Source organism: Chitinophaga barathri (genome assembly GCF_003807585.1).
Classification (GTDB): domain Bacteria; phylum Bacteroidota; class Bacteroidia; order Chitinophagales; family Chitinophagaceae; genus Chitinophaga; species Chitinophaga barathri.
Window position 1 is genome coordinate 202,078 of the sequence record NZ_RMBX01000005.1, and the last position, 19,143, is coordinate 221,220.

The following is a 19,143-nucleotide window of genomic DNA, read 5'->3' on the forward strand; positions in this document are numbered from 1 at the left end:
TTCAATTCAATTAAAGACAAATGAAATCACATCATTATATCCTCGCATTCTTACTGGTGGCTTGCAATCCATCAAAAGAGGCAGACAGCATCACTACGCCTGATGCATCAGTCAACTACTTTAATGCTTCCGAAGGGATCTCTATTTTCCCGGGAATAAAAGCTGTATATGTGGACGTGATGGACACCACTAAAGTGAATCCCATCCAGTTCACAGGCGTAACTTCCATCGGGGAAACTTATCCGGCGCTGCAAAGCCCCGGCCCGTCAGGAACGGCAGGCATACTGCCATTGAGGCAATCTCCCGGCATGCATCGTTTTATTTACACCAACGGAAAAAAACAGGTGTTGGCAGATACTACCTTTAACCTGACGCCTGGTGAAAAACATACCTTTTATGCCTATGATGACGCTGACAGCCTGCTCCACCGTTCCCATGTTTTACACATCGTGGAGAATACAAGCGCGGGTGAAGATGAATGCCGCTTCCGGCTCCTGCACCTCAGCAGCGATTTCGGGGAGCTGCACTGTTATTATATTAAAGAAGACGGAACGAAGGTCTTCCCTTCAAGCCTGCCGCAAAAAATGAAACACGGCAGCTATTCTGACTTTATCCAGGTAGACACGTCGGCTGTCGGAACAGACGGGAACGCATACCTGCAATTTTTCACAGGCACAGATACGGCCACTGCAAGAGCTACGGCAACTATTCCATACCGTAAGGGCCGTTCGTACGCTGTGGTGGTAAAAGGAATAGTGACGCAAAAATATGTACCATACAAAGACCCTGCTTCCCCCGATCCCATATTCGTGCAGGTATATGCAAATGTACTGGCGCGTGTAAGGACAATTAACTGATACGGAAACCCTGCAAAAAAGGCCATCTCCCACGGGCGGTGGCTTTTTGCATTTAACGGGTTTCTACCTCCAATGCGTCCGCCAGTTCACCCACTGTTCCCATCACTTTTGAGATATTCCCTTTTTTATTGATGATCATATGCGTGGGATAAGACATGATCCCCAATCCCTCCATGTAACTCTCGGGTACGGATATCACAGCATAATTAAATACCGTCTTCTTTTTGAAAGCCCGTAATTCATCCGCTGTATCAAAAGCAAAACTGATGAACTGAACATCCCCGCGGTTGCTGTATTTTGTTTGCAGCTCGTTTAATTCTGGCATTTCTTTCACGCAAACCCCGCAGTGAATGAACCAGAATTTGAGCACCAGCGTTTTCCCCGTTGTTGTTTCTTTGTTGTATGGTGTGCCATTGATGTCCGTAAAAGCCATCACCGGGTATTGTTCTCCTTCTCTTTTAAAATATTTATACTGTTCCTCCCCATATTGAGCAATGGCATTGGCCACACCGGGTTTTACAGAGGCCGGCAGTTTATATAACTTATACCGGATAGATGAATCGGCCGAAACAAGCCGCAGGGGAAGGTATCCGGATGCATATTGTTGCAGGAACAGTTCCCGGCTGATCTCTTGTAGCGCGGTGTCGTACGCCTTATAAGGAACGGAAAGTTTCAGGTGATCTGTTTTGTAATAATAAAAATTTGCGTAGCTGCTTAAGATACTGTCGGGTGAAACCAGCGGCTCATCTGGTTTCAGGGAAGCTGGCTTACCTCCTGGTTGGGAGCAGGCTGCAAAAAGTAACAAAGCAGAGAGAGATAACGTGTGAATTTTCATAGTACCTAAAATTTAATGGATTATTCCGGCCGGGCATTTTTCCGGTATTCCACCGGGCTTACACCGCTGTATTTCCTGAACTGCCTGCTCAGGTGGCTTTCGTCCGTAAAGCCCAGCTCGCCTGCTATCTGGCTGACCGTAAGCGAGCTGAATGCAAGGCGCTGCTGTACCAGTTTTATTTTGTATTGGGTAATGTAGTGTTGCAGGCTTTCGCCGGTAAACTTGCGGAAATATTCCCCCACATAATTCGCGGAAAGGTTAAACTGTGAAGCGAGGAATTCGATCCTGAGTTTTTCCGGGTCACTGATGTGCTGGCGGATATGGAGCAGCATCCGGTTGATCAGCGGTTCGGATGCCTGGCCGGTGGCCGCCTTATCCGCACTATCGGACACATTCCGGGCAAGAATGTTGAGCACAAGCGTTACAAAATGCTGCAGGTTCTCTTCGTGGTAAGTTTGTTTCTGACTGTATTCCTCCACCATATTGTTCATCAGCGTGGAGATCATGTGGCAGTCGCTGTCATTTTTTACAAGCAGCTCCTGGAAACGGTTGTGATGATAAAAGATATGTTCCAGCTGTTTGAGCCAGAGCCCGATCCGTTCACGGTCCAGGTTGGTTTTGCACTGGCCGAGAAAAACCTCCGAGAACCGGATCGAACAAAACCGGGTGGGTTGGGTGATATCAAATCCCCTGCAGTCCAGCGGCGTAAACAGGAAGATGCAGCCCTTTTTGTACGGAAAGCGGTTTTGATTCACGATACGCATGCCTTCCCCATCCAGTATCTGCACGATCTCGAAAAAATGATAGGTCAGCGGGCGCTGGTGCCAGCATTCCATATCCGAAACATACAATTCAAACGGCCTGTGTAACTCTTTCTGCTCCATAACCTCCAAATTTACAAAACAAACCCCGCTTTGTCACTGTTCCGCCATAGCCGTTCCGGGTAATTTTGACATCAAAATAGTTATTTATGAGTCTGACAGAAAAGCTGTTGTCACCGTTTAATACACCGGCGATCTCCCTTCAAAACAGGGTGGTAATGGCGCCAATGAGCAGGCGCCGGTCTGTGAACAATATTCCCGGCCCTTCCGTGGCTGCATATTATAAACAAAGGGCCGGGGCAGGTCTGATCATCGCGGAAAACACCGCGGTGACCGCCAACGGGATCGGTTACCTCCATACCCCGGGGATTTACAACTCCGAACAGATAGCCGCCTGGAAAAAAGTAACGGACGGCGTACACGCCAGGAACGGGAAGATATTCGTCCAGCTGTTGCACGCCGGCCGTATCGGGCATCCGCTGAATCATGAAGGCGGTATTCCACTGGTAGCGCCTTCGGCGGTAAGGGCCAACGGTACCATCCGCACACCGGGAGAAATCTACCTGCCCATGCCTGAGCCTGAAGCGTTAAGCGCTGCCGGTGTACAGGCGGCCATAGAACAACATATACAGGGCGCCATAAACGCTATGGAAGCCGGGTTTGACGGCGTGGAAATACATGGGGCGCACGGCTTCCTTCCCGAACAGTTCATGAACCCCCAAACCAACCATAGAACCGATCAATATGGTGGCAGCATTGCCAACCGCAGCCGCTTCCTGCTGGAAATAATGGGAGGCGTGGTGGCCGCTATCGGGAAAGAACGCACCGGTATCCGGCTCTCTCCTTTCGCCACGCAGAGCGACCTCCAGGGGTATGCGGATGAAACAGCCATGCATCAATATATCACAGATGCATTGCAGCAGTTGGGCATCCTATACATTCACCTGTCCGACCAATCCACGAACGGCAACCCACCCATTCCGCCCGAACATATCCGGGATGTACGCAAACGGTTCAGCAACCTGCTGATACTGGCAGGCGGATATACCCCCGCATCCGCGGAAACCGCCATACAAAGCGGGATGGCTGATCTTATCGCTTTCGGCAGGCCCTTTATTTCCAATCCTGACCTGGTGGAAAGGTTCCGTCGTAATGCACCGCTGGCGGATGGGGACAAAGCAACTTATTACCTCGGCGGTGACGAAGGGTATATCGATTACCCGGAGATACATGTGAATGAAGATGCAGCCTGTGCTGCCGTATGATCTAAAGGATGGCGTGTGAATGATGATTTGCACGCCGTCCTTTTTCAGTAAATGTTTTCAGATAAAAAATAACCTTACTGGTAAAAAGTGCCGCGCTTTGTGATGATGTTTGCCGTCAAACACCGTACAGGTTATGCCAATCCGGCTATTGTATTTTATTACCCGTCAAAAGCCAGATGCCCGTTATTTCATGTATTTTTTCTACAAATTGACTTCCCAATTCCCTGATAACCAATCTGCTTACATTTCCTATATTCTATTAGTCTACTGATTCTATAGGATATATGGTTTATATTAGTACCTTTACCCTGAAATCAAAAGCCCCTTTCCGAAATGAAACGATATAAACTATTCATCAGACCTTATTGTTGCGGCTCCCATAGCCCGTCAGCCAGATAAAAATATTCCAGCAAATATTCCCAAATCCCGGTTTCCGTCCGACAAAGGTTCCGTTCGTCACCAGGAAATTCAAAAACAAATTCACTATCAACCATGAAAAGAATATTACAGTTATTCCTGCCCGTTATTTTACTCAGCCATGTAGCCGTCGCTCAGCGTACCATTAAAGGAGTGATCAAAAACAACGAAGGCCAGCCCCTCGCAGGCGCCACCGTTGGCATCAAAGGGACTACCACCTATGCACTTGCTGATTCTGTTGGCCAGTTCAGCATTGATACGCGCAAAGAACCACCTTTTTTCCTTGCATTCAGCTATATCGGTTATAAAATAAATGAAGTACATATCACCCGGCAGACGGGCGATTTCCTGGACGTTACGCTCGCAAAAAACGACCTGCTGGGCGAAGTGGTGATCACTGCAAGACGCCGTAAAGAAACGCTGCAAGCCGTTCCCATTCCCATTTCAGTGATCGGCGGAACACTCGCGGAAGAGGCCGGTGCTTTTAATGTGAACCGACTGAAAGAACTCGTGCCTTCCGTTCAGCTCTATTCTTCCAACCCCCGCAACACAGGCCTCAGTATCCGCGGCCTTGGCACTACATTCGGCCTCACGAACGACGGCATAGACCCCGGCGTTGGTTTTTATGTAGATGGCGTGTATTACGCCAGGCCAGCCGCTACCACCATAGATTTCCTGGATGTGGAACAAATAGAAGTACTGCGCGGCCCCCAGGGTACATTGTTTGGTAAAAACACCACCGCTGGTACTTTCAACGTAACCACCCGTAAGCCCAGCTTTACACCTGGTGCGAACTTCGAGCTCAGCTACGGCAATTATGGATATATCCAGGCCAAAAGCTCGCTCACAGGCCCGCTGGGTGATAAATTCGCAGGGCGCCTCTCGTTCTCCGGCACACACCGCGACGGCCTGATATACAACCAGGCTACCGACAAACATACCAACACGCTTAATAACCTTGGCGCACGCGGCCAGCTGCTGTTCCGCCCTTCGGAGAAACTTGAGATCATACTCGCGGCAGACGCCACCAGGCAGCGCCCTGACGGTTATGCCCAGGTATACGCGGGCGTTGCGCCTACCTTGCGCCCGGACTACCGCCAGTTCAACAAGATCATTTCGGATCTCAATTATACATTGCCCCGTCAGAACCCGTTTGACCGTATCATCGATCACGATACCCCCTGGCGTTCCAGCCAGGATCTCGGCGGCGCTTCTTTGAATGTGGACATTAAAGTGGGTTCGGGGAAACTGACCTCCACCACCGCATACCGCTTCTGGAACTGGGATCCGTCCAATGACCGCGACTTCACCGGCCTGCAGGCCCTTGCACTGTCGCAGGCTCCGTCCAAACACAGGCAATGGTCGCAGGAAATACGCTGGGCGGGTAACATCCTCCCACGCGTGACCGGCGTATTGGGAGTATTCGCATTCGGCCAGAAACTTGACCCCGACGGCGCTCATACTGAAGAATCCGGCCGCGATCAATGGCGTTTTTCACAAGCCTCTACCAGCGCGCTTTGGAAAACACCCGGCCTGTTCGAAGGATACGGCATCAAATCATATCCCAGGCTCAAAACCTTTAGCGGCGCCATATTCGGCCAGGTGGACTGGGCTATCACGGATAAACTGAGCGTGCTGCCCGGCCTTCGTTTTAACTACGACGATAAGGAAGTGAACTTCCGCCGCGACACTTACGGCGGCCTGCAAACGGAAGATCCCGCGCTGGTGGCATTAAAAAACCAGGTGTACACCCCACAGGCATTCGAAGCGCAGATCGATGACACGAACTGGTCCGGCCAGCTCACCGTCGCTTATAAAGCCACCAAACAGATCAATGTATTTGCCACCTATTCTACCGGTTTCAAACCCGTTGGCCTCAACCTCGGCGGCTTGCCTGTCACCGGCGGCAAAACGATGCTGGATCTGGCAGTGATCAAACCGGAAGAGGTACGGCATTATGAAATCGGCATCAAAACCACCCCCACCGACAATTCCATCGTGAACCTAACAGTGTACAACACAGATATCACCAACTACCAAACGCAGGTACAGGCCGCGGACCTTTCAGTAAACCGCGGTTATCTTGCCAATGCTGAAAAGGTACGCGTACGCGGCGCCGAGCTGGATGCCAGCATCAGGATCAAGGATTTTCTTTCCTTCTACGGCGCCCTTGCTTATACTGACGGAGAATATGTAACATTCACCAATGCCCCGCCCCCGCTTGAAGAAACCGGCGGTCCTACTTTCAAAGATATTTCCGGCGGCCAGTTGCCAGGCATCTCCAAATGGGCGGCTTCCCTGGGCGGTGAAGTGAGCACGCTCGGCAAATTTGTCGGGCAGGGCGGTTCTTACTTCTTCGCGTTTGATACTTATTATCGTTCTTCATTTTCGTCCAACCCATCTCCCTCGAAGTACCTGGTAGTAGATTCTTATGTGCTGCTGAACGCAAGAGCCGGTTTCAGGGTAGTGAATGGCCTGTCCGCATTCGTATGGGCCCGCAACCTGCTGGACACTGAGTATTTCGAACAGCTGCTGCCCGGCGCCGGCAATGCCGGCCATTACGCGGGAGTACTGGGCGATCCGCGTACTTATGGCATAACGCTCCGGTATTCTTTATAATTATTGCCTGAAACTAAAACAGCCGCAATGTGATCAACATTGCGGCTGTTTTGTTTTTATAACGGCGTTTTTATTTCCTATCCTGCATATTGATGACGGATATTTCATAGATAGACGGCAGGTTACTCGCCTTCGTCACCCTGAAACGCAGCTTGTCCGTTTTGTAACTACGCGGCAACCGGATCACTTTGCAATCGCCCATGGGCTCATATCCGAGGCAGATCGTTTCCCATTGCCCGTTCTGCATAATGTCCACCGCGTATTCCTGTATCCGGGGCAGGCGTACCTGCGAAAATCCGTCAGCCAGGTCTTTGGTGTCTTTATATTCAAAGATGCTGATCTTATTAAAAGATTCCGTGGGATCAAGCGCTATCTCAAGGCTGGCCAATGTATCCGCGGAAGCCCAGCGGCTATCGAGGTTTCCGTCTGTTACCTTATTCCCTTCATACCGGTTCTCTTTGTCCGCATACACACTGGATGTTTTCACCGGCTTACGTTCTGAAATGAATCTCCCGTTTTTCGGCAATGGTTGGTTCTGCGCCAGTCCCAGCCTTTTGCCAAGGGTAATGGCCGTCAGGGCTTCGTATTCGCGGATGCGGCCTGTCTGGTCCGGCGGGATGTTCATCACCAGCGCATTGTCGTTATCGGTGCACCAGTAAAACAGTTCTTCCAGCTCATCCAGTTCACGGGTAGGCAGCTGTGCCGATTTCTGGAACCAGTTCCAGCGGTGGCTGATGCAAAGCGTATGTTCAAAAGGCAGGTAATAGGATTTTCCTTCGTGCAGGTATTGTTTTTTGTCAAATCGGGTAATAATCTTCGGGTCCCACAGCCGGAAGTCCGATGGGAAGTATTGGAAATAATATTTGTTGTCCGCTGTCATTTCGGAAGGCGGTGTGAACTTGCGTTTGCCCTCTTCGTTTACGATCGTATGATTCACACTTACGGCGCAGGCGGGATTGAATTTTTTCACGAGGTTATATACCTGGTCAATCCCCCAATCCTGCGGTTTCCTGTCCCAGCCGCCATCCAGCCACAACTCACAAATGGAACCGTTGATAGTGAACAATTCCGTGAGTTGTTTCAGCATGTAGTCAATATATTTCTGCGGGTCTTTGACTTTGTAGGATGGCTCGTGGCGGTCCCAGAGAGAATAATAAATGGCGAACTGAAGCCCGTATTTTTTACAGGCATCGGAAACGGCTTTCACCACATTGGTCTTAACAGGGGACGATGCCACGTCGTAAGTAGTGTATTTGCTATCCCACAGGCAGAAGCCGTCGTGATGTTTGGTAATGAGCAACACATACCGAAAACCGGCGTCCCTGGCTGTGCGCACCCATTGTTCGGGATCAAGCTGAGTTGGATTATATTTTTCCACGGGTATTGTGCCGTCAGACCATTCCAAATCGGCGAATGTATTCACCCCAAAGTGAATGAACATGCCGTAACCGCGTTTGATCATTGCCTGTTGTGCCTGGTTGGGTTTCGCGCCGGGCTGCTGCTGGGCGTAACTGTTTGTGAGCAGGAAAAGCAGAACTACTATTCCGGATAATTGTTTCATGTATACTTTCCTTTTTTTCTTCAAAAATCGATGATGGCTTTGATAACGTTTGCTTCCGGCGCATAGAGGCCGGTGAATCCGGTAGCGAGGTTTTCAAATTTTATGCGGTGTGAGATATACCCTTCGGTATTGATAAGCCCTGCTTTGAATAATTGTATCACTTTCCTGAAATCCACCGCCCTTGCGGAACGGCTGGCCTTTAACGTGATTTCTTTCCGGTGAAAAACGGGGTCGGCAAATACCACATCTCCCACAAACAGCCCGACAAACACGATCGTGCCGCCGGCTGCGGTAAATTCAAAAGTCCGTTCCATGGAAGTCTTATTACCGGTGGCGTCAAATACCACGGTAGGTAGTTCCCCGTCAAAAGCGCTTCGGAGGTCATCCACAACAGTATCTTTTAACAAAACCGTTTCTATTTCCGGGAAGAGTTTTTTTGCATATTGCAGCCTGTTTTCGTTGATATCCAGCGCGGCGATCCTGATCCCTTTCAGTCTTGCCAGCGCCATCACCGCCAGTCCGATGGGCCCCGCGCCGATCACCAGCACGGTATCGTCATCTGTTATCTCCGCCCGCTCCACCGCATGGCAGCCAATAGCGAAAGGCTCTATCAAAGCCACTTCGTCAGGGTTCATACCGTTTACCACGTGAAGGTTGGCCGCCGGGTAAAGAATGTATTCCTGCATAGCGCCGTCTTCATGCACACCCAATACCGTCACCTGGCTGCCGCAGTTGGTTTTGCCTCTTCTCACCGCCTGATCTGTCACCGGATTGCGGTAAGGTTCAACGGACACAAGATCTCCCGGTGTTACATTCGATACGTTATCTCCAATGGCGGTCACTTCCGCGGCTACTTCATGGCCGAGGATGCGCGGGTAGGTAAAAAACGGTTGTCTGCCTTTGTAGGCGTGCAGATCGGTGCCGCAGACAGATACATGTTTGATGCGAAGCAAAGCGTAGCCTTCGGGAGGCTGCCCGGGATGCGGCTTTTCCGTCCAGGTAAATTCCCCGGGCTGCTGTAGAACGAGTGCTTTCATACTTGAAGGTTGTTTTACGGCCTGCCAAGGCCATATGCAGTAAAGGTATAGGCTTCCCTTCAAAAAAAACGATGTAATCATTACCCGAACTGATGCAAAAATATCCCATGGAATGTGATTTCCGTCATTTACCGGCATCCGCCGTATCCGTTGGGTTTAATTATATAAAAAAGGGCAGACTTCCGCCTGCCCTCATTGTCTGCTGTTATTCTTTTTACTGTTCTTTGATCAGTATTTTCCTGTATTCCACTTTCATGGGAGGGCCTACATGCACCTGCATGCCCAGCAGGCCTTTTGCCCTGCCATATACCTTATCGTTGTCCGTTACGTCGCTCATCAGCACACCATTAATGTAATGCTGAAGCCGGTTGCCCTTGGCCACGATGCGGCAGGTGTTCCAATCCTCCTGTTTGATCACGGTTTGCAGGGAATCGCTGCTGCCCAATGAGCCGGTCACTTCAGCCAGCGTCCACGCATTGTTTTTGCCGGCTTCCTGCAACGTTTTGTTGGTAGCGGGAATGGTTACCTGCTGCCCGCGGTAGGCCAGGGTGGTACGGCCGCGTTCTTCATAATTCTGCCCGGTGTAGCGGTTGGCTCCGTCGATGTCCGCCTGGTAGCCGGTAAGGGCGTTCGGCACGCCATCAAATTTCGCGCTGCGGTAGTTGATGCCGCTGTTCCCGCCTTTGGTGATTTTAAATTCGAGCGTCAGTTCAAAGTCGCCGGGCTGGCCGCCCTGCCATACGATGAAACTGTTTGTCTTCAGGGTTTTGTCCGGCGTGATCTCCCCTACCAGGTTCCCGTTTTCCACGCGCCAGTAGTTGGCATCGCCTTCCCAGCCGTTCAGGGTTTTACCGTCAAAAATACTTTTGAAGCCTTTTTTTCCCTGCCCGTTGGCGCATCCTGCGTGCAGCAGGGCCATAGAGGCGATAAAAAGGCCGAGCACTGATTTTTTCAGCATATCTGAGATTTAAGTAGTTTATGCTTTAGGTACGTCTTTCCAGGCGCCGGACGCTGCGGAATCCAGTACGGCTTCGCATACTGCCTGTGTTTCATACGCTTCACGGAAAGTGGGTGAACAGGGCGCTCCCGTCTCCAGGCTTCGCAGAAAGTCCGCCACCTGGTGTACAAAAGAATGTTCGTAGCCGATACCCAAACCGGGCACCCACCATTTGTCCATGTAGGGCTGCTCTCCGTCCGTAACATGGATGGAGCGCCAGCCACGGAGGGTGGAATCATCCGCATTGTCGAAATATTCGAGGCGGTTGAGGTCGTGCAGGTCCCATCGGATGGAAGCATTTTCGCCGTTGATCTCGAACGTATACAATGCTTTGTGACCGCGGGCGTAGCGGGTGGATTCGAAGAGGCCCAGCGAGCCGTTGTTGAAGCGGCAGAGAAAAGCGCAGGCATCATCTATTTTCACTTCCTGCACTTTCCCGGTGAGCTGGTGCATCCTTTCTTTTACAAATGTTTCTGTCATCGCGGTAACGTTGCTGATGCTGCCATTCAGCCAGAGCGCGGTATCTATGCAATGGGACAGCAGGTCACCGGTCACGCCGGACCCGGCCACGTCCGCATCCATACGCCAGAGGCCTTCGCCGCCCTGGGGCAGTTTGGCATTGATCGTCCAGTCCTGGAGGAAGTTCGCCCTGAAATGGAAGATGCGCCCGAGCTTACCGGAATCGATGATCTGTTTGGCCAGCGTCACCGCCGGGATGCGGCGGTAATTGTACCACACGGTATTGGCCACGCCGGCTTTTTCAATGGCTTCCACCATCTTGCGGGATTCTTCCAGTGTGCGGGCCAGTGGCTTTTCACAAAGCACCATCTTACCTTTTGCGGCAGCGGCGATGGCAATCTCCGCATGTGTATCGTTCGGCGTGCAGATGTCTACCGCATCGATGCTATCGTCTTCAATGATCTTTTTCCAGTCTGTTACGTAATTCGCATATCCCCATTGCTCCGCGAATGCTTTGGCCTTCTCTCCGTTGCGGGCGCATACGGTATGCAGTACCGGTTTGTATTCCAGTTCGGGGAAAAAGTTCCGGATACGCTGGTAGCCGTTGGAATGCGTCCGGCCCATAAAGCCGCACCCGATGAGTCCTATATTCAAAGTTTTCTGTTGCGTCATTTGTGTAATGATTTATGGTTTTCAGGCTTCGTACCATCCGTGCTGGTTACGCACTTTGATCATCGCGGCCAGGATGTTGTTCCAGGTGCCGGGCTGCGTCATTTTTTCGTTGGGGAACATACAGCCGTCCCAGCAGATATGCCGGAAGGCTTTGGTGAGTTCTCCCTTTTCATCACGCAGCCAGAAACCGGCGTCCGCAGCGATGTCCAGCTTACCGTTCGGGTCGTTTGCCAGGCAATGGCGGCCTGTTTTGTCGTGTGAGCCCGTGCCGTGAACGGTACCGTCATTTTGCGCCACATGGAAATCGATCGTCCAGGGGCGGAGGGCGGCGGTAAGTTTCCGGAGACCATCCTCCAGGGCGGCGCGGTCGCTCCAGTCGAAGTTTGCGGGCAGGATGCGGTCCCCGGGTGCATTGTAGCCCATGAGGTACAGCAGCGTATGCGCCATATCTGCCTGGAAGCCCATATTCGGGCGGTCTGTGGCGTTCAGCGTGTCTATCATTGTTTTCCAGCTGTGCATGCCGCCCCAGCATATTTCTCCTTCCGCCGCCAGCTTCTCGCCGTAATCAGCAGCGATGTCGCAGGCTTCCCGGAAGGTTTCCGCGATGAGTTTTGTATTGCCCACCGGGTCTTTCGCCCAGCTTTCGGGTGAGCTGGCGGAATCGATGCGTACGATGCCATGCGAACGGATGCCTATTTCACGAAGCCTTTTTGCAATGTGGCACGACTTGCGCACCTGCTCCACAAACCTTTTCCTGTCATCCGCGCTGCCCATGGCGGAACCGCCATCCGGAGGCCATATCGGCGCTACGAGGCTCCCAATTTCCAGGCCATGTCCCGCTACTTTGTCGGCCAGTTTTTTGATACCGTCGTCTGAACTGTTCACGTCGAAGTGGGGATTAAATAAGCCAATGTCCACCCCGTCGAATTTTACGCCGTCCACTTCAGCGGCGGCGGTCATTTTCAGCATTTCGTCAAAAGCAATTACCGGTTCGGAACCTTCTCCTTTGCCTACAATACCCGGCCAGGTGGCATTGTGCAGTTTCGGAAAGTTATTTTGTTGCATAGCGGTTTGTATTTATAACGTGAGAATTTTCGCAGTTTGTTTTTTACCCTGATTACAGCACCAGGTCCGGATTTTCCGGCCCGAAGTGTTTCAGCATCACGATCGGGTCCGTGGAGGACGTATTGGTGATGGTCACGCCTTCTTTTGCTGTTTTTTCGCTCACAAAATATTCATCGTGGGTAAGTTGCCCGTAACGGATCAGCGCCGGCGTTTCAATGTCCCACACGCCCATTTTACCATGCCCCTGCATCATGATCAGGCCATAAGCCGCACTGTCTTTGATCACCACCGTAGCGCCGGGCTCAATGGTGAGTTCTTTCGCGCTGAAAGCTGCAGATTTATAACAGATCCATGTTTCCGTATATCCCGCTCCGTTAGCGGCGGGTATCGGCGCCATGAAGCGGTTTTCGTGAAGGTTCGGGTCAAGGTTGAGGTCCCAGTCTATAACTTCCAGCAGGGCTTCGTAATCGCCGATGTTTTCTTTGGGTGTGCCGTTCCACAAGAGTTCTTCGGGGATCACCGCATTGTTCACCAGGGATTGGTACATGGCGAAAACGTCCGAGGCTTTTTGCGGTTCGTAGGTGCAAAGGCTTCCGGGCGCATGCAGCACGCCGGGCGGAACGTCCCATCCGGTGCCGGGGCGCAGCAGGAAAGCCTGTGAATAGTCGGTGATCTTGTTATCGCCTTTGGTGAAGTTGCGCAGGCATTCGCCGATCTGCTCACGGGTGGTGCCGGGCGCAATACCCATAAATGTATATGGAAAATCGCCGCCATGATTGTTCAGCTGCGGCGGGAAATAATATGCTTCCGGTTTGCCCAGCTGCCCGATGAGCGCCGCTTTTTCGTCGTTGTGGTGAATATGATGCGGCAGCGGACCGAGATTGTCGAAGAATTTGGAATACATCGGCCAGGATTGGTACTGGTCCCACAGGCGGTTACCGATAAGCTCGCCTTTCAGCTCGTTCACCGCGTCTGTCAGCAGGAACTGCACTTCTTTGCCGCCATCGTTAAAAACGATTTTGCTCAGGCCTTCGTGTTCTCCGGTCAGCGGGCCGTTTTTGGCGGGCGTGGTGGAAGACAGCCAGCGTTCGTCAATACCTCCGCGCTGCCCGCCCAGTACGTAATAATCGTCAGGGTGCAGTTTGATCCTGCGGCCGGGCACGCAGAAAGACCGCGGCACCCAGGTGGGCGCCAGGCGAAGGATCCCTTTACCCTGCTCAAGGGCTTTGGCGGCTAAACTTGATTTTTCCATTGCGATTGTATTAGTTTGTTTATGCATCGTGGAATGTTTTTTTGATTAAATCCCGGCCTTGTATTAACTCCAGTTCCAGCTCATACCGGCGGCTTTCGCCCGGCTGCAGGAAGATCAGCGAACCGTCTTTCCTGGCCGCCGCTTGCCCTCTGGGCGGGTGAGTGCAGGGTTCCAGCCCCGTCACATATTCTCCCGGCCCCCAGTGCTGCCAGTTGGTTAACCAGGGAAGTTGTGATTTTTTGAACCGCAAAACGGCTGCCAGTTGCAACTGTGGATTGTGCAGACCGGCTGTACACCAGCCATCCTCTGCCGCTTTGATGTCAATTACCGCTACCGCTTCGCCGGTGCCTGCATGTTCCGGCATCGGAGGCGGGCAGGTTTTAAAAGAACCGCCTTCATGGAAAATTGTTTTGCTGGCTTCGTCCCTCGCTGTCCATTTTCCTTCCCACATCAGCTGCGAGCCTTCGTCGGCCAGGGGCCACCCGAAGTTCATGTGATACATGAGCATATGCGGCGCGGGCATGTTGCCACGATTGGTGATCTCATCAAAAATCTTTATCACTGGTTCGCCTATACGCGCGCTGATCGTGCGTTTCATTTCAAGGTTCACGCCCAGCGCCCGCGTTTCGCGGATGATGCCTGTGAGCCGCATGTCCATCCGGCCGGCGGCGGGATCGGGCTGTATGATGGAAATAATTTCCGCCGCTGTATTGCTGATAGGGCCATGCAGTCCGCGTTCACCATATTCATCGCTTTCAGGCCCGCCGATGTGCGTAAGGCCGCAGGTAGTGAGCAGGCCGCCGCCAAAGGTATGAAGCCACGAAAGCCCGCCGGTTGGGGCGGGCGCGGGCGCGGGATGACCGGTACAGCTTAGCCAGGCCAGGCTGTGCCGGTCATAAAACGCTTCCGCAATATCCATCGCCCGGTCTATCACTACCTTAAAGCGCAGCCCGGCGCCCGTATTGACCCAGGCCACACGGTTGCCCCTTCCGGGACCATTGTCCAGCACGGCCGTTTCAATGCCGCCCAGCTGCGCGTGATGTGATATTTTATGTTGCCAGTTGTGTTGCATCCGGTTGATCGGTTTTTTCCAGGCTTTCGTTTATTTTTTGGTCAGTTTATCACTGCTGATAAACATCGAATCTTTTTCATTACCACCGGATTTGATGTAAGCCATCAGGTCGCGCAGCTCTTCAGGGCTCAGGCGGTTGATAAGGCCAGGCAGCATTACGGACACGGTGGATTCTTTTTTCCCGTTCACGGATTTTTTATCGATCTCTTTCAGATCTTTCGGCGAAAAGGGATTCTGTGAAACAAAATATTTCGCGTCATCCTCATTCACCAGCCTGCCGGTAATGGAACTGCCGTCTTTCATCGTGAATACGGTAGCTTCATACTGGTCGGAGATCGTTTTGCTCGGCTCGATGATCGCTTCGAGAATGTCTTTGTTGGAGAAGCGGGTGCCCAGCTGCGTCAGATCAGGACCGGCTACGCCGCCCGCGCCTTTTACGGTATGGCAGGAGCTGCAAAGTGTGGCTGCAAACATTGCTTTGCCCTGTTCGAAATTACGGTTGTGCAAGCCGCTGTCTATCATCAGTGTGGCTTCTTCCACTTTCCATCTTCTGCCGGGACCTTTGGGCTGCACTTTCGCTACATCAGCGCCGCCGCTGCGGGCAAGGGAATCGCCGGATATGATGTTGAAGTGTTCAAACTGATCTTTCGGCAAAAGGGCCAGCGCATTGCGGCGCGCGTTGTCGATAAAACCGAGGAAGCTGTGGCCGCCTTTGAAGCCGAACGCGGTGTAGTACCATTTAAAATATTGTTCCTGCAACGGTGGCGTCCAGCCCTGCTTGGCCTGGCTGAGCACCGTGGCATAGAAGGTTTGCTGCATGGGCGGCATTTTTGCCAGCATGTTCGCAATGTCGAGCCCGTATTGCGGGTTGCGCATGATGAGATCCGCTGAAGCCGTGGCTGTTTTCTGCTCTTCAGGATCATCTTTCGCATCTGCCAGCAGGCTCATTGTTTTTTCAACAGCTTTTGGCGCATCCAGGTGTACGAGCAGCTTGCTCAGGCCACGGTTAAGAATGTTGTCTTTTGCGGGATAATGCGGATCGAGATACGCGATCAGTAAAGTCTTCTGTGCAGCATCCGGCTCGCCCAGGCGGGTGATGGCCAGTTCAAAGGCGCGCAGCAGATCGGACTGTTGGCTTTCGCTGAGTTTGCTGTAATCTATCGTTGTCAGTTGTGTGAAAAGTGCGCTTTTGACATCCGGCTTGCCCTGGCGCGCCAATGCGATGCCGAGCTGGATCATGGTGGCGGGATCTTTTTCCTGCAATGCTTTGGCCTGCCATTCAGCTACGGGCTGGTTTTCGATGGCAATGCGCGCGGCGAAGCGGATAAAGCGGTCTTCATGTTTCAGGAAAGGCCAGGCCGCTTCCACAGCGCCTGCCTGGGGGCCTCCGTGGAAGGCTTCCAGCTTGCGGCGCTGCTGTTGCAGTTCTGTCGGTTCCTCAGCGGCGAGCACTTCCGTATTTTCTTTGTTGTCTTTGTAATAGATCCTGTAAAGATCGGATTCCAGCCTGCGGCCGCCGGTGAGGAAATAAAGCGCGCCGTCGGGGCCGATCACACCGTCCGTAAGCGGAAGCGGCGCGCCGGACAGGAATTCTTCAGCCTTGGCATTGTACGATGCGCCATTCGGCTCCAGGTGCACGGCGTAAATAATACCGAAGCTCCAGTCGAATGCAAATACTGCCTTTTTATATTTCTCGGGGAAATGCGCATTGCCGCCGTACACCACGTTGGTGGGCGAACCCTGGCCGATGTTAACGATAGCAGGCAGGTTATCGGGGAAAGACGGGTTCCATTTACCGGTACCGTGCCTCCAGCCGAATTCCGCACCGCTGGTAACATGACAGATGCGGGTGGGGCGGTACCAGGGCATCCCAAAGTCCCATTCCATGTCCGAATCGTAGGTAAACAACTCTCCTGCGTTGTTGAACGCCATGTCGAAAGGATTGCGGAAGCCGGAAGCAACCAGGTCCCAGTTGGTACCGGTGGAATCGATATGCGCGATCCAGCCGCCACGTGCATGCGAGTGCTGATCGTGACCGTTGGGGTCTTTGATCATGGGCAGTAGGTTGTCCGTACTGTCTGAAGTACGGATGCTGTAGCGGTTCATTTCCGGCTGACGGGTGAAGTTGCCCGCGATCACGTACAGCGATTTTTTGTCCGGCGCCATCACGATGCTGTGCGGGCCGTGTTCGCCTTCACCTTCCAGCTCGCGCAGCAGGGTGATGGTTTCGAAGTTGTCGTCTCCGTCTTTGTCCTGGAGACGGTAAAGGCCGCTGCCTTTGTCGAACTTCTCATCCTTGTTATGGTTGACCATTACGTAAAGACTGTTGAATGCATACAGCAGGCCCTGCGCGTACCCCATCGTCACTTTGGACGAAGTATCCGCGCCGATCTTCATCTGCTCGATCTGGATCTTTGTTGTAGTATCCCCGATGGCGGGCAATTGCAGGCGGTAGAGGTACCCGTACTGGTCGGACACGATCATGCGGCCCTTCGGATCGAAGGTCATAGATACCCATGAGCCCTGCTTGTTGTCGCCGGGACTGTAGAGGTGATCCGCATTAAAATTGTCCGGCAGCTTCAGCTTGTCGATCTTCGGATTACCCGTCAGCTTTTTTTCCGTGGGCTGGTTGTTACAGGCGGTTGCCGCCATCACGGCTGCGAAAAGAATAAAGAGTTTGGTCTTTACATGCATAAAAAAATGTTTCTTTTAGTATAGTAGACGATCAATCCCAGCCCTGGTTCTGCTCCAGCCCGTTCAGGCGTTTTTCCCTGTCAGGGATGGGAAAGAGCAGTTTGTAAGCGGCTATGTTGTATGATGCGCTGCTGAGGCGCGTCAGTCTTTGTTTTTCTGCTGTTCCGTGTTGCGTCATAACGTCTATGGCTTTGCCGGTACGCAGCAGCTGGTACCAGCGATGGTTCTCAAAAGCCAGCTCCACCCTTTGCTCATGCTGCACCGCATCCCTGAAAGTGGCCTGACTAAGCCCGCCCAGCGGTTGTAAGCCCGCGCGCTCCCGTACCGGGTTAATATATTGGTACGGATCGCCTGTTCCCGTTTCGTTCACCGCTTCTGCCAGCATCAGCAATACATGCGCATAGCGGTACACCGGCCAGTTTTCGTTCGCGCGCCCGTCCAGCGCATATGGTGGATGATAGAATTTTTTAATCAGCGGAAGTTTGCCCCCGAACGCCTTTGCTTCCTCAAAGGGTGTATTGCCCGGGCTGTCATACAAATATATCGATTCATCTCTCCGCTCATCGTCCGCTTCGTAAGCGTTGTAAATCCCCGGTGTGGGAATGTTGTTTCCGCCCAGCAGCCCGTTGAAACCGGTGAGGTCCTTTTTTCCATTACGTGGACCGAATACAAAAATATAATTACTGCTCTCAGTTTCAAGCCCTGAATTATACTGCACCGAAAAAACCGATTCAGCATTGTTTTTCCGCGCAGGGTTAAAGTTGTCCCCATAACTGTCCAGCAGCGCATAATTCAGGGTCGTCACCTGCTGCAAGGCAGCTACGGCCGCGGGATAATCTTTTTTCGTCAGGTACACTTCCCCCAGCAGCGTGAGCGCGGCGCCTTTCGTGGCCCGGCCTATATCCGCCCCGGTGTAGGACGCCGGAAGACCGTCCGCGGCGTCTTTCGCGTCCGCAATGATCTGAGCGTACACTTCGTCCACCGTAGACCGTTTGGGCGTAAATGCCTCGGCCGGGCTGGCAGGTTCTTTTACGATCAACGGCACACCGCCAAAAAGGCGCACAAGGTGAAAATAATACAAAGCGCGCAGGAATTTAGCTTCTCCCGCATAACGTTTTTTGGTGACCTCGCTGGAAAACTGGACACCGTCTATCCTGCTGGTGATCACGTTGCACTGGTGAATATTCCTGTAGATCTGCGCCCAGATCGTATTCACATAGTTGTTACTGGATGTGATCAGGAACTCGTCTATCTCCTCTCTTTGCTGCGCGCCCCGGTCGCTGGCGTCGTACTGGTAATTGGTATTGTCCGCCACCATTTCGGTCACCGCCCAGAAGTCGCTCGTGTAGAGGTTCTGTAGCACACCATATGCCCCGTTTACCGCCCTGAGCACCTGTGTCTCCGTCTGGTAATAGTTTTCGCCGCTGGAAAAGGAATTGGGTTTTACATCAAGCATGTAGTTACAACCATTGGATGATAAGGCCAGCAGGCATATAAGATATATTTTAGTTTTCATTTTT

General features: G+C 52.4%; 14 protein-coding genes. 3 read left to right on the forward strand and 11 right to left on the reverse strand.

Features of this window, described 5'->3' with window-relative positions:
* Positions 1-20: 20 nt before the first annotated feature.
* Entirely contained in the window at positions 21-857 is an 837-nt protein-coding gene (locus tag EG028_RS10770) for a DUF4397 domain-containing protein (protein WP_120516514.1), read from the forward strand.
* 52 nt (positions 858-909) lie between these two features.
* On the opposite strand, the gene EG028_RS10775 is transcribed toward EG028_RS10770, so the two are convergent.
* Together EG028_RS10775 and EG028_RS10780 are read right to left on the reverse strand one after the other, a co-directional pair.
* On the reverse strand, positions 910-1,692 hold the full coding sequence (locus EG028_RS10775) for a TlpA family protein disulfide reductase (protein ID WP_120516513.1): 783 nt from the start codon (positions 1,690-1,692) through the stop codon (positions 910-912).
* A 20-nt stretch (positions 1,693-1,712) separates the two neighbouring features.
* On the reverse strand, positions 1,713-2,576 hold the full coding sequence (locus EG028_RS10780; RefSeq protein ID WP_120516512.1) for a helix-turn-helix domain-containing protein: 864 nt from the start codon (positions 2,574-2,576) through the stop codon (positions 1,713-1,715).
* Between the two features lie 86 nt (positions 2,577-2,662).
* Between EG028_RS10780 and EG028_RS10785 the strand changes: the two genes are divergently transcribed.
* Both EG028_RS10785 and EG028_RS10790 read left to right on the forward strand, forming a co-directional pair.
* Positions 2,663-3,778, forward strand: a complete 1,116-nt coding sequence (locus EG028_RS10785; RefSeq protein ID WP_120516511.1) for an alkene reductase — start codon at positions 2,663-2,665, stop codon at positions 3,776-3,778.
* Positions 3,779-4,270: 492 nt separating this feature from the next.
* Positions 4,271-6,814: a TonB-dependent receptor gene (locus tag EG028_RS10790; protein WP_120516510.1), complete on the forward strand. Its 2,544-nt coding sequence runs from the start codon at positions 4,271-4,273 to the stop codon at positions 6,812-6,814.
* Positions 6,815-6,884: 70 nt separating this feature from the next.
* Here EG028_RS10790 and EG028_RS10795 read toward each other — a convergent pair whose 3' ends face one another.
* From EG028_RS10795 to EG028_RS10835, 9 genes are all read right to left on the reverse strand, one after another.
* Positions 6,885-8,375: an alpha-L-fucosidase gene (locus EG028_RS10795; protein ID WP_120516657.1), complete on the reverse strand. Its 1,491-nt coding sequence runs from the start codon at positions 8,373-8,375 to the stop codon at positions 6,885-6,887.
* 20 nt (positions 8,376-8,395) lie between these two features.
* The gene (locus EG028_RS10800) at positions 8,396-9,412 is read right to left on the reverse strand and encodes a zinc-binding alcohol dehydrogenase family protein (protein WP_120516656.1); all 1,017 of its coding nucleotides are present in this window, start codon (positions 9,410-9,412) and stop codon (positions 8,396-8,398) included.
* Between the two features lie 214 nt (positions 9,413-9,626).
* The gene (locus EG028_RS10805) at positions 9,627-10,370 is read right to left on the reverse strand and encodes a 3-keto-disaccharide hydrolase (RefSeq protein ID WP_120516509.1); all 744 of its coding nucleotides are present in this window, start codon (positions 10,368-10,370) and stop codon (positions 9,627-9,629) included.
* A gap of 18 nt (positions 10,371-10,388) precedes the next feature.
* Positions 10,389-11,540 carry a Gfo/Idh/MocA family protein gene (locus EG028_RS10810; RefSeq protein WP_120516508.1) on the reverse strand — a complete coding sequence of 384 codons (1,152 nt, stop codon included), beginning with the start codon at positions 11,538-11,540 and terminating at the stop codon, positions 10,389-10,391.
* Between the two features lie 21 nt (positions 11,541-11,561).
* Entirely contained in the window at positions 11,562-12,605 is a 1,044-nt protein-coding gene (locus tag EG028_RS10815) for a sugar phosphate isomerase/epimerase family protein (protein ID WP_120516507.1), read from the reverse strand.
* Between the two features lie 52 nt (positions 12,606-12,657).
* On the reverse strand, positions 12,658-13,857 hold the full coding sequence (locus EG028_RS10820) for a cupin domain-containing protein (RefSeq protein ID WP_120516655.1): 1,200 nt from the start codon (positions 13,855-13,857) through the stop codon (positions 12,658-12,660).
* A 19-nt stretch (positions 13,858-13,876) separates the two neighbouring features.
* Positions 13,877-14,929 (reverse strand): aldose 1-epimerase family protein, encoded by a 1,053-nt coding sequence (locus EG028_RS10825; RefSeq protein ID WP_120516506.1) that lies wholly within the window; start codon positions 14,927-14,929, stop codon positions 13,877-13,879.
* A 30-nt stretch (positions 14,930-14,959) separates the two neighbouring features.
* Positions 14,960-17,623, reverse strand: a complete 2,664-nt coding sequence (locus EG028_RS10830) for a c-type cytochrome (RefSeq protein ID WP_120516505.1) — start codon at positions 17,621-17,623, stop codon at positions 14,960-14,962.
* 31 nt (positions 17,624-17,654) lie between these two features.
* Positions 17,655-19,139 carry a RagB/SusD family nutrient uptake outer membrane protein gene (locus EG028_RS10835; RefSeq protein WP_120516504.1) on the reverse strand — a complete coding sequence of 495 codons (1,485 nt, stop codon included), beginning with the start codon at positions 19,137-19,139 and terminating at the stop codon, positions 17,655-17,657.
* Positions 19,140-19,143: the final 4 nt, after the last annotated feature.